The sequence below is a fragment of the Sphingomonas sp. NPDC079357 genome, from assembly GCF_044901155.1.
Lineage (GTDB): Bacteria > Pseudomonadota > Alphaproteobacteria > Sphingomonadales > Sphingomonadaceae > Sphingomonas.
On record NZ_JBJDOM010000001.1, the window covers coordinates 1,163,122 to 1,189,533 of the forward strand.

The following is a 26,412-nucleotide window of genomic DNA, read 5'->3' on the forward strand; positions in this document are numbered from 1 at the left end:
TTACACTCCCACGCGCATGAACATCAGCACGCCCGACACCAGGAACACCCAGAACAGCGACAGCGGCAGGAACACCTTCCAGCCCAGCCGCATCAGCTGGTCGTAGCGGTAGCGCGGCACCGTCGCCTTGATCCACGAGAAGACGAAGAAGAAGAACAGGATCTTGGCGAACAGCCAGATGATCCCCGGCACGACATACAGCGGCGCCCAGTCGAACGGCGGCAGATAGCCACCCCAGAACAAGGTCGCGTTGAGCGTGCACATCAACAGCACGTTGGCATATTCGCCGAGCCAGTAGAGCGCGAACGCCATCGACGAATATTCAGTCTGGTAGCCCGCGACCAGCTCGCTCTCCGCCTCGGTCAGGTCGAACGGCGCCCGCTGCGTCTCCGCCAGCGACGAGATCAGGAACACGACGCTCATCGGGAACAGCAAGGGGTTGAACCCGAAGCCGTTGATGAAGCCGTACAACCCCTTCTGCGCCTCGACGATCGTCGTCAGGTTGAACGACCCCGCCCACATCACCACCGAGATGAGCACGAAGCCGATCGCGACTTCATAGCTGACCATCTGCGCCGCGGCGCGGATCGCCGAGAAGAACGGGTATTTGGAGTTCGACGACCAGCCGGCGAGAATGATCCCGTACACGCCCAGCGACGACGCCGCGAGCACGTAGAGCAGCCCGACGTTGATGTTCGCGAGCACCACGCCCGGCTGGAACGGCACCACCGCCCAGACGATCAGCGCGACCGTGAAGGTGATGATCGGCGCGAGCAGGAACAGACCACGGTTCGCCGCCGACGGAACGATCGTCTCCTGAAGGAAGACCTTCAGCCCGTCCGCGAACGACTGCAAGAGCCCGAACGGGCCGACGACATTCGGTCCACGCCGAAGCGCCATCGCCGCCCAGATCTTGCGATCGGCGTAGATGATCATCGCCACCGACAGCATCAGCGGCAGCGCGATCGCCAGAATGCCGACGATCGTCGCGAGAAACCACGCCCAGCCATAAGGAAGGCCGATCGTATGATTGAAGAAGTCGGTCACTCCGCCGCCTCCGCGAAGCTCTCGCCATGCACCAGTTCCGCCGAGCAGCGCTGCATCGTCGGCGACGCCCGGCAGATGGCGTTGGTGAGATAGAAGTCCTTGATCGGATAGCCCTCGATCACGCCCTCCGCGGCCGTGCCGAGCGCCGGCGCGTGCCACGCGAAGGTCTTGAGCCCCAGCGTCGCCAGCTCCGGACAGTCGAGCGCCATCGCCGCGCGCAGCTCGTCGATCGTGTCGAACGGCAGCGTCTGGCCGACGCGCTCGCTCAGCGCGCGGAAGATCGTCCAGTCCTCGCGCGCGTCGCCCGGCGGGAACACCGCGCGCTCGCCGCGCTGGACGCGGCCTTCGAGGTTGACGAACGTTCCCGACTTCTCGGCATAGCTCGCCCCCGGCAGGATCACGTCGGCATGATGCGCGCCGCGATCGCCGTGGTGGCCGACATAGACCTTGAAGCCGGTGAAACGCGCATGATCGCACTCGTCGGCACCGAGGAAGAAGGTCAGCTTCGCGTCGTATAGCGCGGAAATCCCGGCCTTCTGCGCATAGCCGAGCATCAACCCGCCCATCCGCGACGCCGCCATGTGCACGACGTTGAAGCCGTTCCAGCCGTCCTTGACCAGCCCCAGCGTCTCGACCAGCCCGAGCGCCGCGCCATGCGCGCCCTTGAGCGCCGCGCCGCCGACGATCACCATCGGCTTGCTCGCCTTGCCGAACGCCTCGGTTACGCGCTCCGGCAGATTGCCGAGCACCGACAGGTTCGCGCCGAGCCAGTCGACCTTGTAGGTCAGCTCGGTTTCCGGCCCGACCGCGAAGACCTTCGCGCCCTTTTTGATCGCCTTGCGGATGCGCGTGTTCACCAGCGGCGCTTCCCAGCGCAGATTGCTGCCGACCAACAGGATCGCGTCCGCCTCCTCGGTGCCCGCGATCGTGGTGTTGAAGTTCACCGTGGCGAGGCTGGACGTATCATAGTCCATGCCGGTCTGCCGTCCTTCGAGCAGCGACGAACCGAGTCCCTTGAGCAGCGCCTTGGCCGCGAACATCGTCTCGCAATCGACCAGATCGCCCGCGACCGCCGCGACCGACCCACCGTGATCGACGGCGGCGATCGCCGCGAACGCCTCGTCCCACGTCACCGCGTGCAGCTTGCCGTCGCGGCGCACATACGGCCGGTCGAGCCGCTTGCGGACGAGCCCGTCGACCGCGTGGCGGGTTTTGTCGCTCGCCCATTCCTCGTTGACGTCGTCGTTGACGCGCGGGACGGCGCGCAGCACCTGCCGCCCGCGGCTATCGAGGCGGATGTTGGTGCCGACCGCATCCATGACGTCGATCGTCAGTGTCTTGCGCAGCTCCCACGGCCGCGCCTCGAACGCATAGGGCTTGCTGGTCAGCGCGCCGACCGGGCAGAGGTCGACGACGTTGCCGCTCAGCTCGCTGCTGACCGCTTCCTCCAGATAGGAGGTGATCTGCATGTTCTCGCCGCGATAGATCGCGCCGATCTCCTCGACGCCGGCGACTTCCTCGGCGAAGCGGATGCAGCGCGTGCACTGAATGCAGCGGGTCATGACCGTCTTGACGATCGGACCCATATACTTCTCGGTGACCGCGCGCTTGTTCTCGTCGAAGCGCGAGTGGCCGCGGCCATAGGCGATCGACTGGTCCTGCAGGTCGCACTCGCCGCCCTGATCGCAGATCGGGCAATCGAGCGGGTGGTTGATCAGCAGGAATTCCATGATGCCCTCGCGGGCATGCTTCACCATCGGCGTGTTGGTGAAGATCTCCTGATTTTCTGCGGCCGGCAGCGCGCAGCTCGCCTGCGGCTTGGGCGGTCCCGGCTTCACCTCGACCAGACACATCCGGCAATTGCCGGCGATCGACAGCCGTTCGTGGTAGCAGAAGCGCGGGATCTCCTTGCCGGCAAGCTCGCACGCCTGCAGCACGGTGGCACCCTGCGGCACCTCGATCTCGACTCCGTCGACTTTGACCTTGGGCATTATTCAGCAGCTTCCTGCATCGGGGCGACGTTGCCGCCACGCTCGTTGATGCGGCGTTCCAGTTCGGGGCGGAAATGCTTGATGAGCCCCTGGATCGGCCACGCCGCCGCGTCACCCAGCGCGCAGATCGAATGGCCCTCGACCTGCTTGGTCACCTGCTGGAGCATGTCGATTTCGCCGATCTCGGCGTCGCCGGTGCGCAGCCGCTCCATCACGCGCCACATCCAGCCGGTGCCCTCGCGGCACGGCGTGCACTGACCGCAGCTCTCGTGCTTGTAGAAGTACGACAGCCGCGCGATCGCCCGGACGACGTCGGTAGACTTGTCCATGACGATCACCGCTGCGGTGCCGAGCCCGGAACCGACCGCCTTGAGGCCGTCGAAGTCCATCGGCGCGTCCATGATGTCCTTGGCGGGCACCAGCGGTACCGACGATCCCCCCGGGATCACCGCGAGCAGATTGTCCCAGCCGCCCCGAATCCCGCCGCAATGCTTCTCGATCAGCTCGCGGAACGGGATACTCATCGCCTCTTCGACGACGCACGGCGTGTTCACATGGCCCGAGATCTGGAAAAGCTTGGTGCCCTTGTTGTTCTCCGCGCCGAAGCTGGAGAACCACGAAGCGCCGCGCCGCAGGATCGTCGGCGCGACCGCGATCGATTCGACGTTGTTGACCGTCGTCGGGCAACCATACAGCCCCGCGCCGGCCGGAAACGGCGGCTTGAGCCGCGGCTGGCCCTTCTTGCCTTCGAGGCTTTCAAGCATCGCGGTCTCTTCGCCGCAGATGTACGCACCCGCGCCGCGGTGGACGAAGACGTCGAAGTCATAGCCCGACCCGCAGGCGTTCTTGCCGACGAGGCCCTTGTCGTACGCCTCGGCGACCGCCGCGAACAACACCTCGGCCTCACGGATATATTCGCCGCGGATGTAGATGTATGCCGCGCGCGCGCGCATCGCGAAGCCCGCGACCAGCGCGCCCTCGATCAGCTTGTGCGGATCGTGACGGATGATCTCGCGGTCCTTGCACGACCCCGGCTCGGATTCGTCGGCGTTGATGACGAGGAAGTTCGGCCGGTCCGGCTTCGGCTCCTTCGGCATGAACGACCATTTGGTGCCGGTCGGGAAGCCTGCCCCGCCGCGCCCGCGCAACCCCGACGCCTTGATGGTGTCGATGATCTTGTCCTGACCAAGCTCCAGCAGCGCCTTGGTATCGTCCCAGTCGCCGCGCGCCATCGCCGCGTCCAGCCGCCACGACTGATAGCCGTAGAGGTTGGTGAAGATGCGGTCCTTATCAAGCAGGCTCATGCGCCGACCTCCTGCCCGGCGACGTTCCATTCATCGCGATAATCATGGTTCTCGGTCACCATCGCGGTCAGCGAGGTCGGTCCGCCCTTCGGCTCGACCGTGTGGCGACCTGGCTCCTGCGTACCCGGCTTCGGCGTGCCGCCATTCGCCAGCGTCTCGAGGATCGCGATCGTGCGGTCGTAGTCGAGGTCTTCGTAATTGTCGTCGTTGATCTGAACCATCGGCGCCGACGAGCAATTGCCCATACACTCGACCTCGGTCAGCGTGAACAGGCCGTCGGGCGTGGTCTTGCCCTTGATCAGGCCCTTGTTCTTGCACGCCGCCAGTACGTCGTCCGAGCCGCGCAACATGCAAGGCGTCGTCCCGCACACCTGCACGTGGAAGCGACCGACCGGCGCGAGGTTGAACATCGTGTAGAAGGTCGCGACCTCGTACACACGCATGTACGGCACGCCGATCTCGCGCGCGACGAACTCGATCACCGGAACCGGCAGCCAGCCTTGCGTCTGCGTCTCCGTGCCGACCTGACGCTGCGCCAGATCGAGCAGCGGGATCGACGCCGATTGCTCGCGCCCGGCCGGATAGCGCGACAGGATCGCGTCACGCTTTGCCTTGCTGTCGTCATTCCACTGGAACGCGCCCCAGCGCGCGCGGACCTCGGCCTCGTCGGGGATGATAGGTGCGTCAGCCATCAGCGGTCACATTCGCCAAAAACGATATCCATCGCGCCCAGGATGGCGGTGGTGTCCGCCAGCATGTGGCCGCGGCTCATGAAGTCCATCGCCTGCAGGTGCGAGAAGGCGGTCGGACGGATCTTGCAGCGATACGGCTTGTTGCTGCCGTCGCTGACCAGATACACGCCGAACTCGCCCTTCGGGCTCTCGGTCGCGACATACACTTCGCCCGCGGGGACGTGATAGCCCTCGGTATAGAGCTTGAAGTGGTGGATCAACGCTTCCATCGATCGCTTCATCTCGGCGCGCTTCGGCGGCACCACCTTGCGGTCCAGCGAGGCGATCGGCCCCTCCGGCATCTCGGCGAGGCACTGCTTCATGATCCGCGCCGACTGACGGACCTCCTCGACACGCACCATGAAGCGGTCGTAGCAATCGCCGCGCGTGCCAACCGGCACGTCGAAGTCCATCTTCGCGTAGACGTCATATGGCTGCGACTTGCGCAGATCCCACGGAATGCCCGCCGCGCGGATCATCGGGCCGGAGAAGCCCCACTTGATCGCGTCCTCGCGGCTGACGGTCGCGATATCGACGTTGCGCTGCTTGAAGATGCGGTTGTCAGCGACGAGGCTGATCGCATCCTCGAACAAACGCGGCAGCCGCGTGTCGAGCCAGTCCGCGATATCGGTCAGCAGCTTGAGCGGCACGTCCTGGTGCACCCCGCCGGGGCGAAAGTAATTGTGGTGCATCCGCGCGCCGGTCGCGCGCTCGAGGAAGCCGTAGCAATCCTCGCGGATCTCGAACAGCCACAGGTTCGGTGTCATCGCGCCGACGTCCATGACGTGCGACCCGAGATTGAGCATGTGGTTCGAGATGCGCGTCAGCTCGGCGAAGAACACCCGCAGATATTGCGCTCGGATCGGCACTTCGAGATCGAGCAATTTCTCGATCGCGAGCACGAAGGTATGCTCCATGCACGCCGGCGAGCAATAATCGAGTCGGTCGAAATACGGGATCGCCTGCGCATAGGTCTTGTATTCGATCAGCTTCTCGGTGCCGCGATGCAGCAGCCCGACGTGCGGATCGATCCGCTCGATGATCTCGCCGTTCAGTTCCATCACGAGCCGCAGGACGCCGTGCGCCGCGGGGTGCTGCGGCCCGAAGTTGATCGTGTAATTCTGGATCGCCACGTCACCCTCGGTCGGGTGCGAAGCGTCGGTCGCGTGCAGGATCTTCTCGATCGCGGGGTCGACCGCGCGATCGACCGCCTGCTCCTTCTGGACGTACGTATCGGTCATTGGTTCTGCCCTCCGCCCTTCGACGGCACGACATCGGGGTCGGCCGGCTTCGGCACGGCATCAGTTTCGGCACGCCCCGCGCCGGTCTCGGCGGTGCTGGTCACGTCCTTCTTGGCATAAGGCTGGCTCGGCGCCGGCGCGTCCTGCTTCGGCGTCTGCGCGGCACCCGCCTTCTGCACCTCGGTCGCCGTCACCGGGGTCGGTGCGCCCTTCGCCTCGGGAAGCTTCGCCTTCTCGTCACCCGGCAGCACGTATTGCGCGCCTTCCCACGGGCTTTCGAAATCGAAGGTGCGGAAGTCCTGCGCCAGCTTCACCGGCTCGTAGACGACGCGCTTCTGCTCTTCCGAATAGCGCAGCTCGACGAACCCGGTCAGCGGGAAGTCCTTGCGGAACGGATGCCCGCGGAAGCCGTAATCGGTCAAAATGCGGCGCAAGTCGCGATTGCCCGAGAACAGAACGCCGTACATGTCGTACACCTCGCGCTCGAGCCAGCCCGCGACCGGCCAGATGTCGGTCACCGACGGTACCGGCGTATCCTCGGTCGCGCCGACATGGACGTGCAGCCTGTGGTTGCGCGTCAGCGAAAGCAGGCAATAGACGATCTCGAACCGCTCGGCGCGATCCGGATAATCGACGCCCGCAATTTCCATGAGCTGCTGATATTCAAGCCCGGGCGTATCGCGCAGCGCAATCAGCGCGGCGACCAGCCCGTCGCGCGTGACGTGCAACTGCACCTCGCCCGCGATCTCGACCGCGTCGAGCAACGCGCCGCCGATCGCGGTGCGCGCCGCGTCGATCGTCGCATCGTTGAGCTGCGCCGCCCAGGCGGGAGCCGGCGCCCTCACCGTTCGATGCTCCCGGCGCGGCGGATCTTCCGCTGCAACTGCATCACGCCATACAGCAACGCCTCGGCGGTCGGCGGGCAGCCGGGGACGTAGATGTCGACCGGCACCACGCGATCACACCCGCGCACGACGCTGTAGCTATAGTGATAATAGCCGCCGCCATTGGCGCACGAGCCCATCGAGATGACGTACTTCGGCTCCGACATCTGGTCGTAGACCTTGCGGAGCGCGGGCGCCATCTTGTTGCACAGCGTTCCTGCGACGATCATCACGTCCGACTGGCGCGGCGACGCGCGCGGGGCGGCACCGAACCGCTCCATGTCGTAGCGCGGCATGTTGACGTGGATCATCTCGACCGCGCAGCACGCCAGACCGAACGTCATCCACCACAAGGAGCCGGTACGCGCCCACTGGAACAGGTCCTCGGTCGAGGTGACTAGAAAGCCCTTGTCGTTCAACTCGCCGTTCAGGCCATCGAAAAAGCCCTGGTCGGGCGCGATCACGCCACGACCCGGCTCGGGATTGTTGACGAGCCCGATCGGCCCGGAGTGTGCTTCTACTCCCACTCCAGCGCTCCCTTCTTCCATGCGTAGACAAGGCCGAGCGCGAGTTCGGCGATAAAGATCATCATTGAGAACCATGCGGTCCAGCCAAGCGAGAAGACGCTGACGGCCCAGGGATAAAGGAACGCCGCTTCGAGATCGAAGATGATGAACAGGATGGCGACCAGATAGAACCGCACGTCGAATTGCGAGCGGCTGTCCTCGAACGCGGGGAAACCGCATTCATATTCGGCCAGCTTTTCGGGCGTGGGTTTTGCCGCGCCGGTCAGCTTGGCGACCGCCATCGGCAGGAACACGAACGCGCTCGACAAAGCGAGCGCCACCCCCAGGAACAGGAGGATCGGTAGGTATTGCGACAGATCGACCACTATGTCTCTCTCGCCTCTCTCGCAGGTGCGAACGGAACCGGCACGCTCTAGACCCGTGCCCTCGGGGGGGCAAGGCCGGGAGGAGTGAGAATGAATCGCAAGGAGCTACCAGTCGTTAGTGCGCTCCCGTTGCCCAAGCCACTCGGCGATCCGCCGCCGCGTCGCCGGGGAAAGACTGGCGGGCAGGGTGTCGAGGGGGTGGAACGCCGCTTCAACGAGTTCGCGGCCATCGGCCACCGGCACGTCGTCGCTTCGCCCGGTAAACAGGTGGACGGTGTCGCGCCGGCCCTCCGCCCGCGATTCGTACGTCGCAAAAAGCGTCAGGTCCTGTACGACGCAGCCGGTCTCCTCCCGTAATTCGCGCACGGCCGCCGCATCAGGCGCCTCGCCACGAACGACCCCGCCGCCGGGCAGCATGTGGAGATCGCTGCGCCCGTAGCGCTGCCGGACCAGCAGCACGCGGCCCGCGCGATCGAAGACCAGCAGCTTCACCCCCTGCGTCCGCCAGCCGACCAGCGCCATCGCGCGGCGGCGCAGTCGGTAGGCCAGCGGAAGAAACGGCGTCAGCATATCGTGTGCCGATAGCGGGCGCGGCGGCAGGCGGCCAGTCGCGGATGGCTGCGGGGTTGCGCCGTGCGCGCTCAACCGCGAAAGCGCATCGCAGCCGAGGGGAAGAACCATATGTCCGTCATGTCCGACCGCTGGATTCGCGAGCGCGCGCTCACCGACGGGATGATCGCGCCGTTTGTCGAGTCGCAGCGCCGCGATGGCTGCATCAGCTACGGGCTGTCGAGCTATGGCTATGATGCGCGGGTCGCCGATGAGTTCAAGATCTTCACCAACGTCGACAATGCGCTGGTCGATCCGAAAGATTTCGCGGCGAACAGCTTCGTCGACCGCAAGACCGATGTCTGCATCATCCCGCCCAACAGCTTCGCCTTGGCACGGACGGTCGAATACTTTCGGGTGCCGCGAGACGTGCTGGTGATCTGCCTGGGCAAGTCGACCTATGCGCGATGCGGGATCATCGTCAACGTCACGCCGCTCGAGCCTGGTTGGGAAGGGCATGTCACGCTGGAATTCTCGAATACGACGCCGCTGCCCGCGAAGATCTACGCCAACGAAGGGGCGTGCCAGTTCCTGTTCCTGTCAGGGAACGAACCGTGCGAAACCAGCTATGCCGATCGGGCGGGCAAATATATGGGCCAACGCGGGGTGACGCTGCCGCGGCTTTGAGCGCCGGTCGGCCAGCTGCTGATCGCGGAGCTTTGGGGTGGCTGCCTGACGCCCCCCGCTGTTTCCCGGCGATCGCGAGACAATGCCGCCTGCCCCTCCTCCTCGTCAGCGAGCCCGGGGAACAGCCGCTGTCATATCTGGCTTTGAGCGCCGGGCTGTGCTCTTCCGGCCACAATCGTGACGGGAAGAGCACAGCTTGATCATCAACGCGTGGCCATCGCCGTCGTCAGGCGCGTCAAGCCGGTTCGGGCCAATTCGTGCGACGTCCGCACGCTGCCGTCAGCCATGTCCATCGCGACGGCCTCACGGCCGAGCACGTCGGCATAGAGCGCACGCGCCTGCGCCTGGCGGCCGGTGCGGGCGTAAACGGCGGCCAGGTTGAGCATCAGTTCAGGACGATCGGGGAAAATCGCGCGCTCTGCGGTGATTGTCTGCTCCGCCGTGGTGAGACTGCCCGCCGCGATCGCCTGATAGCCGACCCGGTCCTTCGCAAGCGCCGGCATCGCCGCGACGACACCCAGCGCCAGTGCCGAAAGCATCAACTTGCTGCGCATATCAACCCTCCTGTGCTGCCGACGCACCAACGAATGCGTTACGGTTATGTGACAGGAAGGTGTCACTGATTTGACATCTCTGCAAGTGGCCTGTCGTATAATGACTTGCGCATTGCGGGACGCCACGCATCAGTACGCGATGCCGCACAGCGCCCTTTTCTTGAAAGAACAAGCGGGGCGACCCGTCGGACAGGCAGATGCCGGGAGAGTGAAAAGCGCAGTGCCGTCAAACGTACGAGAAGAAGGCCGCCGACTTGATGAGATCAAGGGCAGGCAACGAAAAAGGGCGGCCCCGCAGGACCGCCCTCTCCGTCCGGAACAACCGATCGCGCGCGATCAGAAATCCTTGTAATATTGCTCGTTGCCGACGAAGCCCAGCTTCGTCACATTCGAACGCTTGATGTCCGCGAGCGTCTGGTCGACGACGTCGTAGCGCGTCGCCGGGTCGGGCTGGAACTGGAGTTCCGGCTCGGGGCTCATCGCTGCCGACTGGTCGAGATACTGACGCAGCACGGTCGAATTGACCGGGGTGCCGTTCCAGGTGATCCCGCCGGCGGCGTCGATCGCGATCTTGTTCTTGATCGGATCGACCGGCGGCTTCTGCGCCTTCGGATCGTTGACCGGGAGGTCGACCTTCACTGCGTGCGTCGGAACCGGAAGGGTGATGATGAACATGATGAGGAGCACGAGCATGACGTCGATCAACGGCGTCGTGTTCATGTCCATCATCGGCTCGCCGTCATCGCGGCCTGCACTCATTGCCATGTCAGCTACTCCTCGCTCAGGCGCCGCCGCCCTTGGGCTGCGAAATGAACCCGACCTTGGCAAAGCCGGCCATCTGCATGTTGTAGATCGTCCCTGCGACGCAGCGCCACGGTGTGCCGACGTCGGCGCGGACGTGCGCTTCGGGCAGTTCGAGGTCCGGGTTGCCAGGGCCGCCCTGACGATCGATCTCGGTCTTCAGCTTGGCGACCGCGCGATCCAGCAGCTCCTGATGGGTCACCGGGGTGATGCCCCAATAGACCTGACAGGTGCCGTTGTTGCCCATCACCGAAAGCGACACGTTCTCGGGCTTGGTCGTGGTCGGGTCGAAGACGACGCTGGGCAGCTTGATGCCCTTCACCGTCTGGATGGCGACCGGCACCGCGATCAGGAAGATGATGAGGAGCACCAGCATGACGTCCACGAGGGGCGTCGTGTTGATGTCCGACATCGGTTTTTCAGCGGAATCCCCGCCAACGCTCATCGCCATCAGGCTATCCTATTCTCTCGTTCCACCGTGGCGGGCCGTTTGATCCGGCACCGGTACGGCGGCAGGTGATCGACGGGGCCGCCGAACGCGACGGCCCCGCTTATCCCTTCGCCTTACGGGCGGGTCTGCACGCCACCGGCCTGGCCGGCGGTCGTGGTCGCACCGACCGGCTTGGCCGGCGCCTTGGCAGGGGCGGTCGTCGCGCCGATCGACGGGCGAACCGCGCCGTTCGAGGCGAGGAAGCCCAGCACGTCGTTCGAGAAGGCCGACAGGTCTTCCGCGATCGACTTGTTGCGGCGCTGCAGCCAGTTGTAGGCCAGCACCGCCGGCACGGCGACGACCAGGCCGAGCGCGGTCATGATGAGCGCCTCACCGACCGGACCCGCGACCTTGTCGATCGACGGATCGCCCGACGCACCGATCTTGATCAGCGCGCGGTAGATGCCGACGACCGTACCGAACAGACCGATGAACGGCGAGGTCGCGCCAACGGTCGCGAGGAACGCCAGACCACCGCCCAGCTTCGAATTGATCGCGGCTTCCGAACGCGCCAGCGAGCCGTGCAGCCAGTCGTGCGCCTCGACCGGATCGGTCAGCTTCGAGTGCTGCTCCTGCGCCGCCAGGCCGTCGTCGACCAACTGCTTGTACGCCGAGTTCTTCTCGAGCTTCGCCGAGCCTTCGCGCAGCGAGGTGCTGTTCCAGAAGTTCGACCGGACGCGCTTCGCCTGGTTGATGATCTTCTGCTGCTCGAACAGCTTCGAGAAGAGGATGTAGAAGGACACAACCGACATCACCACCAGGATGGTGAAAACCGACTGCGAGATGATGCCACCTTCCTTCAGCGCCTGCGTCAGGCCGAACTGGTTCTCGGCTGCCGCGGTCCCACCCGCGGCGAGGATGTTGATGATCATTCGGTGTCTTCCTTAAGCCAGATAAGTTGTCGGCCGGCGATGGTGGTCCGCGCGGCCAGGGTCACGCGGATCAATTCTGTGGCAGCACCCATCGCACCGGCAGCGTATAGCTGGAGACGATCGGGTTGCCGGTCGCATCCTGCGCGGGCGAGAAACGCACGCGGCTCTTGGCGATGCGGCAGGTCGCCTGGTCGAGCGCCGAGGAGTTGCTCGACGTGGTGACCACGCAATCGGTGACGCGCCCGTCGGTACCCACCGTCAACTTCGCGACGACACGACCCTGCTCCTCGGCGCGAATGGCCGAAGGCGGATAGTTGTCGGCACCGAAGAACTGGCCGGGGTTACCCTTCAGACCGGCAGCCTTGCTGACCGCAGGCGGAGCCGGCGGAGCGGGCGGCGCAGGCGGAGCGGGCGGAGCGACCGTCGGCGTGGCCACATAGACCGGCGGCGGGGTCGGCACCGTCGCGACCGTCACGGGCGGCGGATTCGGGTTCTGCACGATCGGCGGCGGCGACACCACGGGGGGCGGCGTCATCGGCGTGTCGGGCGGCGGGGGCGGCGGCTCCTCCGGCGGCGGGGGCGGTGGCTCCTCGACGTCGAACGTGTTCAGCTTCTCGACCTGCTTCTTGACGAAATTCGTCGCGAGGCCGGTTATGAAGGCATAGCCAAGGGCAACGTGGATCAACGCGACGATTACCAGCGCGCCAACCTTGCCCCCGCTCATCTTCTGGTCAGAATAGGCCATTCAGCAACGAAACTCCCTCATCCTGCGGCCCGTGGCGTGACCGGATCGAAATCCGGCCGGGTTGTTTACCTTTCCGTAGCGCCCAATAGGCTACCACAGACACACAAGTCCTATCGCGCACCTTTTGGGAGCGCAAACGCTTTGTCGGACGCAACAAACGTACAGCCGGACTGCGACGTTTTTATTTCTGTATCGTTTGCGCGCCCGCGTCTATCCCATGCGTCATGACGAAGCGCTTTTTTTTCCTGTTACCCGCCGCTGCGCTGGTGCCCTCGGCGATCGCGTTCGGCCCTGCGTTCGCCCAGCAAGCGCCCGTAATGGCGCCGGCTACCGCCGAAATGGGTTATGCCGCACTCGCCGATCTGGTGATCGCCAGCCCGCTGGTGGTCGACGCGACGATTCGCTCCGCCTCGCGAATCAAGGGCGCGGAGGCGGCTGGGCTGTCCGCCGGGGCGGCCCGATTCTATGTCGAGGCGGATGTGATGACGCTGGTCCGTGGCGCAAGCGCGATTCCGGCGCGGGTCGGCTGGCTGGTTGACGTGCCGCTCGACTGGCGTGGCCGTGTGCCCTCGCTCAAGAAGCGGCGTGTCCTTGCCTTCGCGCGTCCCGTAGCGGGACAAGCAGCTCAAATTCAGTTGGTTGAGCCCGGCGCACAGCACGATTGGAGCGCCGCATTGGAGCAGCGCGTCCGCGCGATCGCGTCCGAGCTTGCCGCGCCCGACGCCCCGCCGGTCATCACCGACGTCGGCAACGCCTTCCACGTCCCCGGCGCCCTGCCCGGCGAAGGCGAAACGCAAATTTTCCTGCGTACCCGCGACAATCGCCCCGCCGCCCTTTCGATTCTGCGTCGGCCGGGCGAACAGCCGCGCTGGTCGATCGCACTCAGCGAGATCATCGACGATTCGGCACCCACGCCGCAGCGCGACACGCTGTTGTGGTATCGGCTTGCCTGCGCGCTGCCCGCAACCTTGCCGGAACGCAGCACCGCCTCGCTCTCGCCGGACGACGCGACGCAGGCGCAAGCCGATTACGGCGTCGTGATCGAGCAGCTCGGCCCCTGTCGCGCCGCGCCGTCACCAGCCTCGACGGTCAGCGCCGGTGCCGGACCAATGTGATGCCGATCGCCTCGCCTGCCTCCGCAATGGCGAGCTTGACGATCTTCACCTTCACGCGCCGCACGCGCTGGTCCTGGAGGAACAGCGTGTCGGCGATGTGATCGGCCACCGCCTCGATCAGCGTGAAATGCCCGGCGGTCGACAAGGCGTCGGTCGCCGCGAGCTTCAAATCGAGATAGTTCTTCGACGCCGACAGCGGCGTGTCCGGGGTATAATGCGCCGGCGCGTCGAGCAGCACCGTCAGCGAGATTCGCAGCGGCTGCGGCAGGTGCGTCTCTTCGGAATAGATGCCGGTCAGCACCTGCACCTCAAGATCATGGACCTCGAGTTCGAGCGTATCGGGAGCGCTGGTCATGCGGTGGCACTCGGACGGGCGGTGGCGGCGGCGTGCCAGCGGCGCAGGTGCGGCACCCCGTCGGGCAGTGCCAGCCGCGCCATCGCGGCGAAATCGACCGTTACCAGCGCGGTGATGTCGGCGTAGGTATAGCGATCGCCCGCCACCCACTCAGAGTCGGCGAGCCGTTCATCGAGCGTGGCCACGAACGCTTCCCACATCCGCGCACCGCGTGCGGCGAGTTCGGGGAGTTGTGGCAGCGCGGGCCAGATGCCCGGCTCGGCGCGCCCGGCGAACCGCGGCGCGGCGTTGCGTAGCGCATAGACGCACGCGGCATAGCCTTCCGCCTCGATACGACGCGTCCATTGCGTGACACGGGCGACGTCGAACGGACGCGCGCCGAACAGCGGCGGATCGGGATGCAGCGCCTCGAAAAATCGGCAGATCGCGGTCGAGTCGCCGATGACCTCGCCATCATCGAGGCGCAACGCCGGCACGGTGCCGCGCGGATTGATCGCGAGATAATCGGGCTTCAGATGCGCCCCGCCGGCCAGATCGACCGGCACGCGCTCGACGGAGATCGCCTTCTCCGCCAGATAGATCCGCACGCGCCGCGGGCTGGGCGCGCGCTCGGCGTCGTAGAGCTTCATTCTGTCATTCCGATTGTCATCGTTGCCATCGTCACGTGTCCGTTGCCGATCGGCGGGGCTCGCCCTAAAGCGCCCGCGCCCGGGCGTCCACCTCGATCGCGGGCAGGAGGAAGCGCAGGCGTGATCCAGATGGTGCCGATCGACACGATCGCTGGCGAAGCGGTGGAGCAGTTGCTCGACCGCGCGTTCGGTCGTGACCGTCACACGCGCACCGCCTATCGCCTTCGGGCCGGTACACAGGCAATCGCCGACCTTAGCCTGGCGCTGGTCGAGGGCCATGCGCTGCTCGGCTCAATCCAGTGCTGGCCGGTCCAGCTGGAGGGAGACGACGGATCAGTCTGGCCGCTGGTGCTGGTCGGACCGGTCGCGATCGTACCCGAACGGCAGCAGGAGGGCCTCGGACGGCGGCTGATGGAGGCGGCGTTAGAAGCGGCGCAGGGCGGCCCGCCGCTCACGCTGATCGGCGACCCGGAATATTATGGCCGCTTCTTCGATTTCGACGCTGCCGCGACCGCATTGTGGCGACTGCCCGGCCCGGTCGAGCGCCGCCGGCTGCTCGCGCGGGGGACGAACGTGCCCGCGCTGCCCGGCGTGCTCGCGCCGCGCCGCCACACCAGCGCCGCGGCCTGACCTTTACCCGGCGGCACCCGCACCCTAGGTGAGCGCGATGCCGATGGCGCCGCCCCCCGACTTCGATACGCTGACCGTCGCCGACATCGCGCGGCTGGCCGACAGCGATCGCTTGCCCCCGGTCGAACGCTGGAACCCGACGCATTGCGGCGACAGCGAGATGCGGATCGCGCGCGACGGCAGCTGGTATCATCAGGGCGCACCGATCACTCGCCCGGCGATGGTGCGTGCGTTCAGCCGCATCCTGCGCCGCGAACCCGATGGCGGCTATGTGCTGGTCACACCGGTCGAAAAGCTCGATATTGCGGTCGAGGAGGCGCCGTTTGTCGCCCTGGAGATGAAGGCAGAGGGCGAAGGTCGCGACGCGACGCTGGCGTTCCGGCTCAACACCGGCGAGCTGGTGACCGCCTCCGCAACGCATCCGCTGCGGGTCGAGGAGCGTGCCGACGGGCCGCACCCTTATGTTCATGTTCGCGGCGGACTGGAGGCGTTGATCGCGCGTCCGGTCTATTACGACCTCGCGGAGCGCGCGTTGACCGGCGACGACGCCACTCCCGGCGTGTGGAGCGCCGGCACCTTCTTCGCGCTGCAATCGTGACGCTTGCCGAGCGGCTCGCCGCCGCGCTGACCATTGATGCGGCGCCCGCATTGACGGGGGACGATCACGACCATCCCGCCGATGCGAGGCTGACGCCGGCCGCGGTGCTGGTCGCGATCACCGACCGCCCCGCCCCCGGCGTGCTGCTGACGCAGCGTACCGAGACATTGCGCCGCCACGCCGGGCAAGTCGCGTTTCCCGGTGGCCGGGTCGATCCGGGCGAGGATGCGATCACCGCCGCGCTGCGCGAGGCAGAGGAGGAGATCGCTTTGCCGCGCGACATGGTCGGCGTGATCGGCACCTCCGACCCATATCGCACCGGCACCGGCTACGCGATCACCCCGGTCGTCGGCGTCGTGCCGCCCGACCTGCCGCTGGTGGCCAGCGAGGCGGAGGTCGCGGCGGTGTTCGAGGTGCCGCTCGTCTTCCTGCTCGATCCCGCCAACCAGCGCGCGGCGACGGCGGTCTATCAGGGGCGGGAGCGCCGCTTTGTGGAGATGATGTGGAACGGACGGCGGATCTGGGGTGCGACGGCGGGAATGATCGTCAACCTCTCGCGGCGGCTGCAATGGCCGGCGTGACGCTGCCCGCCGCCGACTGGCGCGCACGGCCGGGGCTCGACCGGATGATCGACGCGCTCGATGGCACCAGCGGCATGGCGCGCTGGGTCGGCGGCGCGGTGCGCGACACGTTGCTCGGACTGCCGGTCGCCGACATCGATCTGGCGACGCGCTTCGCCCCCGACGCCGTCGTGCAGCGGCTGGAGGCCGCAGGGATCAAGGCGGTGCCGACCGGCATCGCGCACGGCACCGTCACCGCGATCAGCGAGGGGACCGTCGTTGAGGTCACGACGCTGCGCCGCGATGTCGCCACCGACGGGCGTCACGCCGTGGTCGCTTTCTCGGACGACTGGCGCGAGGATGCGGCGCGCCGCGATTTCACGATGAACGCGCTCTATGCCGATCCACTGACCGGCGAGATCTTTGACTGGTTCGGCGGACGGGAGGATCTCGCCGCGCGCCGTGTGCGGTTCATAGGCGATCCCTATCGGCGCATCGCCGAGGATCACCTGCGCATCCTGCGGTTCTTCCGCTTTCACGCGCGCTTCGGCGATGCGATCGATGCCGAGGGGCTGGCGGCTTGCGTCGCGCGCGCCAACGACCTGATGGCGCTCAGCCGCGAGCGAATCGCCGCCGAATTGCTCAAGCTGCTCGTCGCGCCCGGCGCCGTGCCGGTGGTGACACTGATGGAAGCGCGCGGCATCTTCCGCCCCGTCCTGCCGGAGATCGAGACTGACGGCGTAACGCGCCTGACCGAGCTGGCGGCGCGCGAGGCCGCGGCGGGCGTCGCGCCCGATGCGATACGACGGCTCGCCGCGCTGGTGGCGCCCTCCGCCGCCGAGGCGGTCGGCGCGCGGCTCAAACTGTCGAACAACGATCGCAAGCGTCTGATCCAGGCGACCGCCGGCCCCGGTGACGAAGGCGCGCACGCGCTCGGCTACCGTGCCGGGATCGAGGGCGCGATCGACCGGCTGTTGCTCTGCGGAGCAGACCCGACCGCGCTCATCGGGTGGGAGCGCCCGGCCCTGCCGATCGGCGGCGGCGCGCTGGTCGCCCGTGGGCTGGCAAAGGGACCGGACGTCGCCCGGACGCTGCGGGTGGTGGAGGATCGCTGGATCGCCGAAGGCTTCCCTGCGGCGGAACGCGTCGCTGCGATCGCCGACGAGGCGGTGGATCAGGCGTTGCGTTCGCGCAGGAACGCATAGGCGGCATCGGGCTCCAGCGGCCGCGCATAGGCATAGCCCTGCCCGAAGGTGCAGCCGAGCGCGGCCAGCGTCTGGCCAACGTCGATCGCCTCGATCCCCTCGGCCACCGTGTCCATCCCCAGCGCCTGCGCAAGCCCGAGAATCGCACGGACGATCGCCACCTTGTCGCGATCGGTCAGCAGGCCGGTGACGAAGCTGCGATCGATCTTGAGCACGTCGATCGGCAATTTCTGCAGCGAGGCGAGATTGGAGAAGCCGGTGCCAAAATCGTCCATCGCGATGCTGACGCCGGTTTCCTTCAATCCGGTCAGAACGCGCGCGATCCGGTCGGGATCGTTGATCAGCGCGCTTTCGGTGATCTCCAGCTTCAGCCGCGCGCCCACAAGCCCGGTATCGTTCAGCGCGCGCCGCACGACCCCCGCGATCGAATCGCGCTGCAGCTGGATCGGTGACAGGTTGACCGCGACCGTCGCACCGCAGTCGCCCCCGGCGCTTCGATCCCAGTTGGCCAGCGTCCGCAACGCACTGTCCAGCGCCCAGCGACCCAGCGGCACGATCAGCCCTGATTCCTCGGCGACCGGTATGAAGCGGCTGGGCTCGTGGCGCACGCCTTCGTCGTCGGTCCAGCGCGCCAGTGCCTCGAAGCCCTTGACCCGGCCGGTCTCCAGATCACAGATCGGCTGATAGACCAGGTTGAGCTGCTCGCTCTCGATCGCGCGGCGCAGCGCGGTTTCCATCGCAAATTCGGCGCGCGCGGAGTCGAGTGCGCGCGTCTGGTATGATTCGGCGTTCTTGGTCGCCTTCGATTTCTTCATCGCCACCTGGGCGTGGCGGATCACGTCTTCGGCGTCGCTTACGGTGGCGTCGCCAAAAGCGATTCCGATCGCGCACGAAACGCGCAATTCATATTCACTCAGGCGGAAGGGCGTGGCCAGCGCGTCGCGGATCCGTCGCGCGACCTGATCGGCCTCCTCGCCGCCCGAATCGATTGTCAGCAGCACGCCGAACTCGTCGCCGCCCGTACGTGCCAGTGTATCGCGGTGGCGCAACGCACCCTTGATCCGGCGCGCGACGGTAATCAGCAATTCGTCGCCGGTCAGCGATCCGAGGCAGGCGTTGAAGCGGCTGAAGCGATCCAGATCGATCATCAGCACCGCCCAAGAGGCACTGCCCTGCGCGATGCTCGCCTCCAGCGCGTCGGTGAAGCCGCCCCGATTCGGCAGACCGGTGAGGCTGTCGGTCGACATTTCGCGGCGCAACGTCTCTTCGGTGCGCACCTCTGCGGTCTGGTCGACGAACGAGACGACACAGGCCCGCTCCCCCCGTTGCGGCAGCCGCGACAGGGTCAGGCGATAATGCCGCCGCTCGACCGCGGCGCCGGTCTGCCAGTCGCGCTCCTCGGATTGCGCCTCGGAGGCGAGGAAGGTCGCGATGATCGGCTTCAGGTTCGGCTCGTCGGTCAGGCGAGCGCGCGTGAAGGCGCGGTTATGCACCTCGTAGCGCAATTGCCCCTGATCGAGCGAGGCGAGCGCGAGCGGGATCGGGACGAGTTCGAGCGAACCCTGATGCGCGGTCAGACCGGTCGACTCGAACGGAGTCACCAGGTGCCGGGTCAGCCATGTCGCACGCGTTGCCATCACCGACCTGACTAGCGGCGAAGGGTTAAGGTCGGCTTTAAGACCGCGCTCGCCGGGTCCCGGTCCGGCAGGCTTCGGGCATGATCCTGGACAGCGACGGTGCTGGGATAGTTAACGTGACGGCAGCCTTAAAAACGGTTGTCGCGCGGGAAGCCGATGGGCGGCATACGCCCCGCCGCGCCACGCGCGGTGCGCCATTGCGACAGGTCCACCTCGGTGCGCGTTCGTCCGCTTTCCCCACCCATCGCCCAGCTCAGCCCGTCGGCGAACACCAATGTTCGTGCATCCGCCAGCCCGCCATCGCGATAGCGTTGCAGTTGCACGCCCTGCCCGCGCGTCATCTCGGGCAGGTCGGCGATCGGAAACAGCGCCAGCTTGCGATTGTCGCCGATCACCGCGACGAAATCATCGGCGGGCGCGACCGGACGGACGACCGCGAGCGTCGCGCCGGCGCGCGGCGTCACGACCGTCTTGCCCTTGCGCGTCTCCGCGATCACCTCGGCGACTGGCACGATGAAGCCGCGCCCGTCGCTCGCCGCGACCAGCAGTCGCGCCGCACGCGCCGCGCTCAGGAAGGCGACGATCGGCACGCTGCCGTCGAGGTCGATCGACGCGCGGACCGGCTCGCCGAACCCGCGCCCGCCCGGCAATTTGTCCGCCGCCAGCGTGAAGAACCGCCCGTTGCCCGCCGCCAGCAGCAGTTTGTCGGTGGTCTGCGCGTGGAAGGCGAAGGCGGGCCCGTCGCCCTCCTTGAACTTCAGCGTCTCGGGCGCGGACAGGTCGACATGCCCCTTCATCGCACGGATCCAGCCGCGCGCCGACAGGATCACGCTGATCGGCTCGCGCTCGATCATCGCTTCCAGCGGGATGTCGCGCGCCGCCGCCTGTTCGCGCAGCTCGGTCCGCCGTTTGCCGAGCGCGGTCTCGGGACCATAACGGTCTCGCACCTTGCGGAAATCGGCCTTCAGCCGCGTGCGCTGCTTCGCCTCGGAGCCGAGCAGGGCGGTCAGCGTCGCCTGCTCCTTCTCCAGCGCGGCCTGCTCGCGCTTCAGCTCCATCTCCTCCAGCCGCCGCAAGGACCGCAGCCGCATGTTGAGGATCGCCTCGGCCTGTCGGTCGGTCAGCTCGAACTCGGCGATCATCACCGTCTTCGGCTCGTCCTCGGTGCGGATGATCTCGATCACGCGGTCGAGATTGAGGAACGCGACGATATAGCCGCCGACCAGCTCCAGCCGATCAGCAATCTTGCCCAGTCGATGCTCGGTGCGGCGTTGCAGCACCACGAACTGATGCTCGACCCACGCCGCCAGCGCGGCGCGCAGCGACATCACGCGCGGCGTGCGCTCCTTGTCGAGCACATTGAGGTTGAGCGGGACGCGCGTCTCCAGATCGGACAGCCGGAACAGCCCGTCCATCAGCACCTGTGCGTCAACGGTGCGGCTGCGCGGCTCGAGCACGATCCGCACCTGCTCGTCCGATTCATCGCGGACATCGGCGAGGATCGGCAGCTTCTTGTCCTCGATCAACGCCGCGAGCTGCTCGATCAGCTTGCCCTTGGCGACGCCATACGGGATCTCGGACACGACCAGATGCCAGCCGCCGCCCTTCTCGGCGATCTTCTCGATCCGCGCGCGCACCCGGAACGCGCCGCGCCCGGTCGCATAGCTTTCGGCGATGATCGCGGGCGCGTCGACCAGCAAGCCGCCGGTCGGAAAGTCCGGGCCCTTCACATGCTCCAGGATCGCGGCATCGTCGGCGTCGGGACGGTCGACCAGCATGATCGCGGCGTCCATCAACTCGGCGGCATTGTGCGGCGGGACGCTGGTCGCCATCCCGACCGCGATCCCGCTTGCGCCGTTGGCGAGCAGATTGGGGAAGGCGCCGGGGAACAGCTCCGGCTCCTGCTCCTCGCCGTTGTAGGTGGGACGGAACTCGGTCGCATCCTCGTCGAGCCCGTCCATCAGGTCGATCGCGACCTGCGTCAGCCGTGCCTCGGTATAGCGATAGGCGGCGGCGTTATCGCCGTCGATGTTGCCGAAATTGCCCTGCCCGTCGACCAACGGGTAGCGGAGCGCGAAATCCTGCGCGAGCCGCACCATCGCGTCATAGACCGACTGATCGCCGTGCGGGTGGTACTTGCCGATTACGTCGCCGACGACACGCGCGCATTTCTTGTAGCCTGAGGCCGGATCGAGCTTGAGCAGCCGCATCGCCCAGAGCAGACGCCGGTGCACCGGCTTCAGGCCGTCGCGCACATCCGGCAGCGACCGCGCGGTGATCGTCGACAGCGCATAGACGAGATACCGCTCGCTCAGCGCACTGTCGAACGGGGCGTCGAGGATGCCGATCGGAGGGTTGTCGGAGAGGTCGGTGGCCATGTCGGCGCGGGTGGTAGCAGCGCGAGGCGACGTTCCACAACCGTTCCGCGTGTCAGCCCGCCGAATGGCCGATCGTGGCGAGCAGCCATTCGTGGAAGCGCTTGATCTTGACCACCCTCGCCCGCGCCTCGGGATAGACCAGCCAATAGGCCTCGCCGTCGCTGCCGACATGCGCGAACGGCTGCACCAGTCGCCCGGCGGCGAGATCGTTCTGCCAGAACAGTGGCGTAAGCATCGCGACTCCCTGTCCCGCGATCGCCGCGCGTCTCTCATGCGCCTGCGAGTCGAGCCGGATGCCGGTATGCCGCGCCGCCACCACATCGAGTCCGGCATCGCGCAACCATGTCGCCCACCACGGATCATGCCCGCTGATCAGCGGCAGCCGCAGCAGGTCCGCTGGATCGAGTCGCCCGCCATGATCGTGCAGAAAGGCCGGCGAGCACATCGGGGTGAAGTCGAGCGTCATCAGCCGGTGCGCGGCACACCCCGGCGCGCGCCTGCCACGACTAGCGCCGTCGACATTCGCTCCCCCGTCGCCCCGGCCCCGATGCGGGTGCACCGGGACGTGGCGGCCCGAAAAAACGGCAGGACGTGCGCAGCGGGTTCGCGGCGGCAATGCGGGCCGCTATCACCGCCATGCTGCACCGCACCGCAGCCATGCCCCGCCGTTACCTGAAACAGCCACGGAGCCCGCCGTTTGCCACGTTACGGATTGATCGACGGCCTGCGCGGTTTCTTCCTCGTCTTCATGCTCATCAACCACCTCGTCTTCACGGGCGGGTATTGGATGCAGAACGTCAACCACAACAAGCTGGCGTTCGTCGAGGATGCGCAGGGGTTCGTGTTCCTGTCCGGGCTGATGATCGGGCTGGTCTATGGCCGCAAGATGCTCAGGCTTGGCTATGACGAGGGACGCGCGCAGGTGTGGCGGCGCGCGTTCCAGCTGTATCGCTATGCGATGGGAATCGTCGTCGCGGTGCTGGTCGCGCGGGCGCTGCTGCCCGGCGCGCCACAGGCGTGGGGCAATTGGCTCGGCCACACCAGCCTGACCGGCGATCCGTTGCGACTCGCGGCGATCGCGGCCTTCCTGTTCCAGCCGACCGTCATGGACATCCTGCCGCAATATGTCCTCTACATGCTGGTCGCGCCGCCGCTGCTGCGCTGGTGCCTCGACGGGCGCGTCGTGCCGGTCGCGACCGCCTCGGTCATCGTGTGGATCGCCGGACAGCTCGCGATGCAGCGCCTCGTCACCGATCCGGTCGGACATTGGGTCACCGCCAGCGACGGACAGGGGCTGCGCGCCAGCTTCAACCTGCTCGGCTGGCAGCTGGTGTTCTTCTCGGGGATGATCGCCGGGGCGCTGACCGCCGCCGGGCGCGTCGAGTGGCAGCGCGTGTTCCGCGCCGATCATCCCGCCCCCGCGAAGGTCGCGCTCGCGGTCTGCCTGTTTTTCGCGCCACTGCGGCTGCTCAGCGCCTATGGGATGCTGCCGCAATGGCTGATCGAGAAGATCGACCTGCTCGGCATCCGCGGCGACTTCGGGCCGATCTACCTCATCAACTTCGTCGCCGCGACCGTCGGACTGACGTGGCTGCTGATCGCCGGAAAGGACCACCCCCGCCCCGCCGTCCGGCGCATAGCGGTGGCGGCCCGCGCGCTATTCTCGCTGGCGTTCCTGCGGCTGCTCGGGCGGCATTCGCTCCACGTCTATGTCTGGCACGTCGCGATCGTCTATGCGGTCTATTATGTCGACCAGACCCAGGGACCCTTCGCGACATGGCTGAAGACCGCAATCGCCCTCGCGGGGATCGTTCTGCTGGCGTTGCCCGCCGTGTGGCGCGAGCGCCGCAGCTGATCGCGCTTGCCGCGGCGTTACTCGCCGCGGCATGTACGACCGCGATGCCGCCGAAGCCGCTCACCTGGGCCGATCTGAGCGCCCGTCCGCGCGCCACGCCCGATGCGACGATCACCTACGGCGACGACGCGATGCAGAAGGTCGACGTCTGGCTCCCCGCCGGCCCCGGGCCGCATCGCACCGTGCTGATGGTGCACGGCGGCTGCTGGCAGACCGGGATCGCCGACCGCCGGCTGATGGACTGGGTCGCCGACGACCTGCGCCGCAGCGGCTATGCGGTGTGGAACATCGACTATCGCGGCGTCGACCGCAGCGGCGGCGGCTATCCCGGCACCTTCGCCGACGCAGCGGCGGCGACCGACGCGCTGCGCACTCATGCCGCGCAATTCAGGCTCGATACCTCGCACGTCGTCGCAGTCGGCCATTCGGCGGGCGGGCACCTTGCGCTGTGGCTAGCCGCGCGCCCGCGACTCGCCGCGACCAGCCCCCTCGCCGGCCCCGACCCGCTGAAGGTCGCGCACGTCATCAGCCTCGGCGGCCTCCCCGATCTCGAAGCCACCGCCGCCAGCCCCGACAATGGCTGCGGCACCGAGGTGGTCGCGAAGCTGGTCGGCACCGGCCGCGCCGATCCTTATGCCGACACCTCGGTCCCGCGGCTCTTCCCGCTCGGCGTTCCGCAGGACCTCGTCAACGGCCGCGCCGACCGCATCATCCCGTTCCGCATGGCGACCGATTACGTCGCCCGCGCCCGCGCCACCGGCGACACGGCGACGCTGCACGAGGTGCCGGACACCGGCCATGTCGAGCTGGTCACGCCCGATACGCCGGCGTGGTCGGAGACGAAACGGTTGATCGCCAAGGCGTTCACGACCGCCCATTGACACGGCCGTGAGCCGACGATCATTCTCCTACCAACACAGGGGGAGATAAACGGATGCGGCGTCTTTCAGGTCTTCTCGTCTTTGCGTTGCTGGCGGGATGCGGCAAGGCACCCGATGCCGTCAGCGACGAGCCCGACGTCAACGTGACCGCCGCGCCGGGCGTCGCCTTCTCCTATGCCTATCTCTACACCCTGCCCGCCGCGAACATCAGCCGCGTGCAGGAGCTGCACGCGCAAGCCTGCGAGCGGCTGGGCATCGACAAATGCCGCATCACCGGCATGACATACCACGTCCGCGGCCCGGACGATGTCGACGGTTCGCTGGAGATGAAGCTGGCGCCAGCGCTCGCCCGCGCCTTCGGACGCGAAGGTACGCACGCCGTTGAAGCGACGGACGGCATGTTGTCGAGCGCGGCGATCAAGGGCACTGACGTCGGCACCGAGATCGCCGCCGCCGAAGCGGCCTCATCGGCGCTGAAGCAGGATGGCAAGGCCCTGGATCAGCAAATTGCGGCGAATCGCTCTGACCGACAGCGCGTCGAGCTGACTCAGCAACGCGCCGCGCTGGAGTCGCAGCGCCGCGACCTTGCCGCAAACGTCCGTACCCAGCGCACGCTGCTCGCTTCCACGCCACTCACATTCGAGTACCGGGCGGGTGCCTCGATCCCCAGCCTGCACGCGACGACGCCGCTGATGCGGGCCGCCGATATGGCGCTCGCGTCGGTCGAGGCGACCGTGTCGTTCGTGCTGCAGGCGATCGCGATCCTCTTCGCGCCCCTGCTCGCTATCGCCTTGCTCTGGCTGGGCTGGCGGTGGCGCGGACGCCGGCTGTGGCGGTGGCTTCGAGGACCGGAAACGATCGACTGAGCCGCCTGATTTGCAGCCACCGCCCCCTTCCCCTATAGCCGAGCCTGATTCCCCGCCCCGGCCGTCCGCAAACCCGCGCCGCCGGGGCGCTTCTTTTCGAGGGCAAGCATGGCACGCAGGCGGCAGATCTACGAAGGCAAGGCGAAGATCCTATACGAGGGTCCCGAGCCTGGCACGCTGATCCAGTATTTCAAGGACGACGCCACCGCCTTCAATGCCCAGAAGAAGGGCACGATCAACGGCAAGGGCGTGCTCAACAATCGTATCTCCGAGCATATCTTCACCCTGCTCGATCATATCGGCGTGCCGACGCACTTCATCCGCCGCCTTAACATGCGCGAGCAGTTGATCCGGCAGGTCGAGATCGTCCCGATCGAGGTCGTCGTCCGCAACGTCGCCGCCGGCTCGATCAGCAAGCGGCTCGGCATCGAGGAAGGCGTGAAGCTGCCGCGCACGATCCTCGAATATTATTACAAGGACGATGCGCTCGGCGATCCGATGATCTCCGACGAGCATATCGCGGCGTTCGGCTGGGCCAGCCAGGAAGAGATGCACGACATTGCCGATCTGGCGATTCGCGTGAACGATTTCCTGTCGGGGCTGTTCGCCGGCGTCGGCATCCGGCTGGTCGACTTCAAGCTCGAGTTCGGCCGCATCTGGGACAATGACTACGGCCGGATCATCCTGGCGGACGAGATCAGCCCGGATGGCTGCCGGCTGTGGGACATGGCCTCCAACGAAAAGCTCGATAAGGACCGCTTTCGCCGCGACATGGGCGGCGAGGTCGAGGCCTATCAGGAAGTCGCGCGCCGGCTCGGCCTTTTGCCCGAGGGCGGTGACACCGCGGTGCTCGACCTCGAAGAGCATCGCAAGAGCCGCGGCAAGTAACCGCCACGCTTGCCCCGGCGCGCGCGT

The 26,412-nt window shown here is 66.8% G+C and carries 29 protein-coding genes; 10 read left to right on the forward strand and 19 right to left on the reverse strand.

Annotated elements, in window-relative coordinates; genetic code table 11:
- The 9 genes from nuoH to ACI2JO_RS05450 all read right to left on the reverse strand — a co-directional run bounded on the left by nuoH (position 1) and on the right by ACI2JO_RS05450 (position 8,771).
- Entirely contained in the window at positions 1-1,047 is a 1,047-nt protein-coding gene (nuoH, locus tag ACI2JO_RS05410) for an NADH-quinone oxidoreductase subunit NuoH (protein WP_159758672.1), read from the reverse strand.
- Positions 1,044-3,038 (reverse strand): NADH-quinone oxidoreductase subunit NuoG, encoded by a 1,995-nt coding sequence (gene nuoG, locus ACI2JO_RS05415; protein ID WP_404719686.1) that lies wholly within the window; start codon positions 3,036-3,038, stop codon positions 1,044-1,046. Before nuoG ends, nuoH begins: the two co-directional genes overlap by 4 nt.
- Positions 3,038-4,342 carry an NADH-quinone oxidoreductase subunit NuoF gene (gene nuoF / locus ACI2JO_RS05420; RefSeq protein ID WP_404719687.1) on the reverse strand — a complete coding sequence of 435 codons (1,305 nt, stop codon included), beginning with the start codon at positions 4,340-4,342 and terminating at the stop codon, positions 3,038-3,040. The genes nuoG and nuoF overlap by 1 nt, the downstream gene beginning before the upstream one ends.
- Complete coding sequence (locus tag ACI2JO_RS05425) at positions 4,339-5,034, reverse strand: complex I 24 kDa subunit family protein (protein WP_404719688.1); 696 nt, start codon at positions 5,032-5,034, stop codon at positions 4,339-4,341. The genes nuoF and ACI2JO_RS05425 overlap by 4 nt, the downstream gene beginning before the upstream one ends.
- On the reverse strand, positions 5,034-6,314 hold the full coding sequence (locus ACI2JO_RS05430; RefSeq protein WP_404719689.1) for an NADH-quinone oxidoreductase subunit D: 1,281 nt from the start codon (positions 6,312-6,314) through the stop codon (positions 5,034-5,036). The genes ACI2JO_RS05425 and ACI2JO_RS05430 overlap by 1 nt, the downstream gene beginning before the upstream one ends.
- Positions 6,311-7,159 (reverse strand): NADH-quinone oxidoreductase subunit C, encoded by an 849-nt coding sequence (locus tag ACI2JO_RS05435; RefSeq protein WP_404719690.1) that lies wholly within the window; start codon positions 7,157-7,159, stop codon positions 6,311-6,313. Before ACI2JO_RS05435 ends, ACI2JO_RS05430 begins: the two co-directional genes overlap by 4 nt.
- The gene (locus tag ACI2JO_RS05440) at positions 7,156-7,725 is read right to left on the reverse strand and encodes a NuoB/complex I 20 kDa subunit family protein (RefSeq protein WP_404719691.1); all 570 of its coding nucleotides are present in this window, start codon (positions 7,723-7,725) and stop codon (positions 7,156-7,158) included. The genes ACI2JO_RS05435 and ACI2JO_RS05440 overlap by 4 nt, the downstream gene beginning before the upstream one ends.
- On the reverse strand, positions 7,716-8,090 hold the full coding sequence (gene ndhC, locus ACI2JO_RS05445; RefSeq protein WP_028966984.1) for an NADH-quinone oxidoreductase subunit A: 375 nt from the start codon (positions 8,088-8,090) through the stop codon (positions 7,716-7,718). Before ndhC ends, ACI2JO_RS05440 begins: the two co-directional genes overlap by 10 nt.
- Positions 8,091-8,195: 105 nt before the next feature.
- Positions 8,196-8,771 carry an NUDIX domain-containing protein gene (locus ACI2JO_RS05450; RefSeq protein WP_404719692.1) on the reverse strand — a complete coding sequence of 192 codons (576 nt, stop codon included), beginning with the start codon at positions 8,769-8,771 and terminating at the stop codon, positions 8,196-8,198.
- Here ACI2JO_RS05450 and dcd point away from each other — a divergent pair, their 5' ends adjacent.
- Positions 8,772-9,326 carry a dCTP deaminase gene (gene dcd, locus ACI2JO_RS05455; protein ID WP_404719693.1) on the forward strand — a complete coding sequence of 185 codons (555 nt, stop codon included), beginning with the start codon at positions 8,772-8,774 and terminating at the stop codon, positions 9,324-9,326. It abuts the gene before it with no gap.
- A gap of 203 nt (positions 9,327-9,529) precedes the next feature.
- Here the strand turns inward: dcd and ACI2JO_RS05460 are convergent, their stop codons facing one another.
- From ACI2JO_RS05460 to ACI2JO_RS05480, 5 genes are all read right to left on the reverse strand, one after another.
- A complete protein-coding gene (locus tag ACI2JO_RS05460) occupies positions 9,530-9,880 on the reverse strand; it encodes a tetratricopeptide repeat protein (protein ID WP_404719694.1) in 351 nt (116 codons plus the stop codon).
- A gap of 336 nt (positions 9,881-10,216) precedes the next feature.
- Positions 10,217-10,645 (reverse strand): biopolymer transporter ExbD, encoded by a 429-nt coding sequence (locus tag ACI2JO_RS05465; RefSeq protein ID WP_037488544.1) that lies wholly within the window; start codon positions 10,643-10,645, stop codon positions 10,217-10,219.
- Between the two features lie 16 nt (positions 10,646-10,661).
- Complete coding sequence (locus ACI2JO_RS05470; RefSeq protein ID WP_404719695.1) at positions 10,662-11,132, reverse strand: ExbD/TolR family protein; 471 nt, start codon at positions 11,130-11,132, stop codon at positions 10,662-10,664.
- Positions 11,133-11,245: 113 nt separating this feature from the next.
- Positions 11,246-12,043 carry a MotA/TolQ/ExbB proton channel family protein gene (locus tag ACI2JO_RS05475; RefSeq protein WP_404719696.1) on the reverse strand — a complete coding sequence of 266 codons (798 nt, stop codon included), beginning with the start codon at positions 12,041-12,043 and terminating at the stop codon, positions 11,246-11,248.
- Positions 12,044-12,113: 70 nt separating this feature from the next.
- The gene (locus tag ACI2JO_RS05480) at positions 12,114-12,788 is read right to left on the reverse strand and encodes an energy transducer TonB (RefSeq protein ID WP_404719697.1); all 675 of its coding nucleotides are present in this window, start codon (positions 12,786-12,788) and stop codon (positions 12,114-12,116) included.
- A 224-nt stretch (positions 12,789-13,012) separates the two neighbouring features.
- Here ACI2JO_RS05480 and ACI2JO_RS05485 point away from each other — a divergent pair, with 224 nt between their 5' ends.
- Positions 13,013-13,903: a hypothetical protein gene (locus tag ACI2JO_RS05485; protein WP_404719698.1), complete on the forward strand. Its 891-nt coding sequence runs from the start codon at positions 13,013-13,015 to the stop codon at positions 13,901-13,903.
- Here ACI2JO_RS05485 and ACI2JO_RS05490 read toward each other — a convergent pair.
- Complete coding sequence (locus ACI2JO_RS05490) at positions 13,878-14,258, reverse strand: dihydroneopterin aldolase (RefSeq protein ID WP_404719699.1); 381 nt, start codon at positions 14,256-14,258, stop codon at positions 13,878-13,880. The two genes, ACI2JO_RS05485 and ACI2JO_RS05490, sit on opposite strands and share 26 nt — an antisense overlap.
- Positions 14,255-14,887: a glutathione S-transferase family protein gene (locus tag ACI2JO_RS05495; protein WP_404719700.1), complete on the reverse strand. Its 633-nt coding sequence runs from the start codon at positions 14,885-14,887 to the stop codon at positions 14,255-14,257. The genes ACI2JO_RS05490 and ACI2JO_RS05495 overlap by 4 nt, the downstream gene beginning before the upstream one ends.
- Positions 14,888-15,007: 120 nt before the next feature.
- On the opposite strand from ACI2JO_RS05495, the gene ACI2JO_RS05500 reads away from it, so the two are divergent.
- From ACI2JO_RS05500 to ACI2JO_RS05515, 4 genes are read left to right on the forward strand one after another with little or no spacing between them, the layout of a single operon-like run.
- Positions 15,008-15,517, forward strand: coding sequence for a GNAT family N-acetyltransferase (locus ACI2JO_RS05500; RefSeq protein ID WP_404719701.1), 510 nt, complete (start codon positions 15,008-15,010; stop codon positions 15,515-15,517).
- Between the two features lie 37 nt (positions 15,518-15,554).
- Entirely contained in the window at positions 15,555-16,115 is a 561-nt protein-coding gene (locus ACI2JO_RS05505; protein WP_404719702.1) for a DUF1285 domain-containing protein, read from the forward strand.
- Positions 16,112-16,696 carry a CoA pyrophosphatase gene (locus ACI2JO_RS05510; RefSeq protein WP_404719703.1) on the forward strand — a complete coding sequence of 195 codons (585 nt, stop codon included), beginning with the start codon at positions 16,112-16,114 and terminating at the stop codon, positions 16,694-16,696. The genes ACI2JO_RS05505 and ACI2JO_RS05510 overlap by 4 nt, the downstream gene beginning before the upstream one ends.
- A complete protein-coding gene (locus ACI2JO_RS05515) occupies positions 16,684-17,880 on the forward strand; it encodes a CCA tRNA nucleotidyltransferase (RefSeq protein WP_404719704.1) in 1,197 nt (398 codons plus the stop codon). The genes ACI2JO_RS05510 and ACI2JO_RS05515 overlap by 13 nt, the downstream gene beginning before the upstream one ends.
- Here ACI2JO_RS05515 and ACI2JO_RS05520 read toward each other — a convergent pair.
- From ACI2JO_RS05520 to ACI2JO_RS05530, 3 genes are all read right to left on the reverse strand, one after another.
- Entirely contained in the window at positions 17,850-19,517 is a 1,668-nt protein-coding gene (locus tag ACI2JO_RS05520; RefSeq protein WP_404719705.1) for a putative bifunctional diguanylate cyclase/phosphodiesterase, read from the reverse strand. The two genes, ACI2JO_RS05515 and ACI2JO_RS05520, sit on opposite strands and share 31 nt — an antisense overlap.
- A 128-nt stretch (positions 19,518-19,645) precedes the next feature.
- The gene (gene parC, locus ACI2JO_RS05525; RefSeq protein ID WP_404719706.1) at positions 19,646-21,895 is read right to left on the reverse strand and encodes a DNA topoisomerase IV subunit A; all 2,250 of its coding nucleotides are present in this window, start codon (positions 21,893-21,895) and stop codon (positions 19,646-19,648) included.
- Between the two features lie 52 nt (positions 21,896-21,947).
- Entirely contained in the window at positions 21,948-22,454 is a 507-nt protein-coding gene (locus tag ACI2JO_RS05530) for a LysR substrate-binding domain-containing protein (protein ID WP_404719707.1), read from the reverse strand.
- Positions 22,455-22,592: 138 nt separating this feature from the next.
- Between ACI2JO_RS05530 and ACI2JO_RS05535 the strand changes: the two genes are divergently transcribed.
- The 4 genes from ACI2JO_RS05535 (at position 22,593) to purC (ending at position 26,385) form a co-directional block, all read left to right on the forward strand.
- Positions 22,593-23,750 carry an OpgC family protein gene (locus tag ACI2JO_RS05535; protein WP_404719708.1) on the forward strand — a complete coding sequence of 386 codons (1,158 nt, stop codon included), beginning with the start codon at positions 22,593-22,595 and terminating at the stop codon, positions 23,748-23,750.
- The gene (locus ACI2JO_RS05540) at positions 23,729-24,631 is read left to right on the forward strand and encodes an alpha/beta hydrolase (RefSeq protein WP_404719709.1); all 903 of its coding nucleotides are present in this window, start codon (positions 23,729-23,731) and stop codon (positions 24,629-24,631) included. The genes ACI2JO_RS05535 and ACI2JO_RS05540 overlap by 22 nt, the downstream gene beginning before the upstream one ends.
- 143 nt (positions 24,632-24,774) lie before the next feature.
- Complete coding sequence (locus ACI2JO_RS05545; protein ID WP_404719710.1) at positions 24,775-25,497, forward strand: hypothetical protein; 723 nt, start codon at positions 24,775-24,777, stop codon at positions 25,495-25,497.
- Between the two features lie 108 nt (positions 25,498-25,605).
- On the forward strand, positions 25,606-26,385 hold the full coding sequence (purC, locus tag ACI2JO_RS05550; RefSeq protein ID WP_028967003.1) for a phosphoribosylaminoimidazolesuccinocarboxamide synthase: 780 nt from the start codon (positions 25,606-25,608) through the stop codon (positions 26,383-26,385).
- Positions 26,386-26,412: the final 27 nt, after the last annotated feature.

Bases quoted from the DNA above. Each gene is read 5' to 3' on its own strand.
- ACI2JO_RS05480 (WP_404719697.1), bottom strand. From the start codon at position 12,788: ATGGCCTATTCTGACCAGAAGATGAGCGGGGGCAAGGTTGGCGCGCTG.
- ACI2JO_RS05460 (WP_404719694.1), bottom strand. From the start codon at position 9,880: ATGCGCAGCAAGTTGATGCTTTCGGCACTGGCGCTGGGTGTCGTCGCG.
- ACI2JO_RS05430 (WP_404719689.1), bottom strand. From the start codon at position 6,314: ATGACCGATACGTACGTCCAGAAGGAGCAGGCGGTCGATCGCGCGGTC.
- ACI2JO_RS05465 (WP_037488544.1), bottom strand. From the start codon at position 10,645: ATGGCAATGAGTGCAGGCCGCGATGACGGCGAGCCGATGATGGACATG.
- ACI2JO_RS05520 (WP_404719705.1), bottom strand. From the start codon at position 19,517: ATGGCAACGCGTGCGACATGGCTGACCCGGCACCTGGTGACTCCGTTC.
- ACI2JO_RS05475 (WP_404719696.1), bottom strand. From the start codon at position 12,043: ATGATCATCAACATCCTCGCCGCGGGTGGGACCGCGGCAGCCGAGAAC.
- ACI2JO_RS05515 (WP_404719704.1), top strand. From the start codon at position 16,684: ATGGCCGGCGTGACGCTGCCCGCCGCCGACTGGCGCGCACGGCCGGGG.
- ACI2JO_RS05495 (WP_404719700.1), bottom strand. From the start codon at position 14,887: ATGAAGCTCTACGACGCCGAGCGCGCGCCCAGCCCGCGGCGCGTGCGG.
- ACI2JO_RS05450 (WP_404719692.1), bottom strand. From the start codon at position 8,771: ATGGTTCTTCCCCTCGGCTGCGATGCGCTTTCGCGGTTGAGCGCGCAC.
- nuoG (WP_404719686.1), bottom strand. From the start codon at position 3,038: ATGCCCAAGGTCAAAGTCGACGGAGTCGAGATCGAGGTGCCGCAGGGT.
- ACI2JO_RS05470 (WP_404719695.1), bottom strand. From the start codon at position 11,132: ATGGCGATGAGCGTTGGCGGGGATTCCGCTGAAAAACCGATGTCGGAC.
- ACI2JO_RS05425 (WP_404719688.1), bottom strand. From the start codon at position 5,034: ATGGCTGACGCACCTATCATCCCCGACGAGGCCGAGGTCCGCGCGCGC.
- purC (WP_028967003.1), top strand. From the start codon at position 25,606: ATGGCACGCAGGCGGCAGATCTACGAAGGCAAGGCGAAGATCCTATAC.
- ACI2JO_RS05485 (WP_404719698.1), top strand. From the start codon at position 13,013: ATGACGAAGCGCTTTTTTTTCCTGTTACCCGCCGCTGCGCTGGTGCCC.
- ACI2JO_RS05505 (WP_404719702.1), top strand. From the start codon at position 15,555: ATGCCGATGGCGCCGCCCCCCGACTTCGATACGCTGACCGTCGCCGAC.
- parC (WP_404719706.1), bottom strand. From the start codon at position 21,895: ATGGCCACCGACCTCTCCGACAACCCTCCGATCGGCATCCTCGACGCC.
- ACI2JO_RS05490 (WP_404719699.1), bottom strand. From the start codon at position 14,258: ATGACCAGCGCTCCCGATACGCTCGAACTCGAGGTCCATGATCTTGAG.
- nuoF (WP_404719687.1), bottom strand. From the start codon at position 4,342: ATGAGCCTGCTTGATAAGGACCGCATCTTCACCAACCTCTACGGCTAT.
- dcd (WP_404719693.1), top strand. From the start codon at position 8,772: ATGTCCGTCATGTCCGACCGCTGGATTCGCGAGCGCGCGCTCACCGAC.